Source organism: Pseudoalteromonas sp. TAB23 (assembly GCF_000498075.1).
Classification (GTDB): Bacteria; Pseudomonadota; Gammaproteobacteria; order Enterobacterales; family Alteromonadaceae; genus Pseudoalteromonas; species Pseudoalteromonas arctica.
This window is the reverse complement of record NZ_AUTP01000044.1, coordinates 1-945: the sequence shown is the minus strand read 5'-3', so window position 1 is coordinate 945 and position 945 is coordinate 1. Positions and strand designations below refer to the sequence as shown.

1 protein-coding gene and 1 pseudogene are annotated in these 945 nt (G+C 38.5%); both read right to left on the bottom strand.

Annotation, left to right across the window (positions count from 1 at the left end; all coding sequences use genetic code 11):
* Positions 1 to 310: pseudogene (locus L654_RS0101115) on the bottom strand (TonB-dependent receptor); the annotation flags it as partial.
* Positions 311 to 464: 154 nt separating this feature from the next.
* Positions 465 to 945, bottom strand: a 481-nt coding sequence (locus L654_RS0101110; RefSeq protein ID WP_024606996.1) for a methyl-accepting chemotaxis protein, incomplete at its 5' end; no start/stop codon positions are given.

Sequence of the window (945 nt, the reverse complement as noted above, 5' to 3'; positions counted from 1 at the left end):
GGTTCATATGATTAGCGCATGCAGCGGTTACATCTGCACCATCAATTAACACTTTAACTCTGTCGCCCATTAAACCATTTAAAATAGGTAAGTTAGATACGCCGCCCGCTGCTGAAAAATCGACACCTAAATCACTTAATAACGATTCTGACGAACCAAGTGCTAAATGCTTATTTTGAGCATGTCCGTGTACTTCAATTACTTCTAAAGACATATCGTCGGCAAATGCAAAAGGAGATAGCACACCGCTAATAAAAAGTGCGACAGGCGTTAGTAAATATGTTTTTTGAGTTTTACTTTTATAAACCATTGTTAATTTATGCCACTGTAATAATTGGCGTAATTATAGTGTGAGTTGCAAAAGCAAAAGCGCGACATATTGTCGCACTTTATCAATTTAAAATGTTGTTAGGTGTGTTTGAGCACATAAGAAGGCAGCTTTAAACATAGGAACATGCAATTAACTAAGTATTTAACTTAGCTACCGTTTGAGAAACAATATCGGCTCCACGTTCAATCTCTTTAATGACCTCAGACACATTAGCAATAAGCTCTCTTCCTTGTTTTGATGAGTCTGAAACTGACGTTATTTGCTTTGATATATCATTAGTGAGCTCCTGGTTATTTTTAACAACACTTGCTATTTCATTAGTAGAGCGACTCGTGCTGGCTGCAAGCTGCCTTACTTCATCAGCTACTACAGCAAAACCTCGACCATAATCACCAGCACGCGCTGCTTCTATTGCGGCATTAAGTGCCAGTAAATTAGTTTGATCCGCAATGCTGCTAATTGTCGAAACAATGGAACCTATGACCGCAGACTGTTCATTAAGATTTTTTATTAAATCTACCGATTTAAGTACTTGGCTTACAATGGCGTCGGAGTTCGCTATAGAGCTTTGTAGTATTTCAGAGCCTTTTTTGGCAGTTGTAGCAGTAGCTACC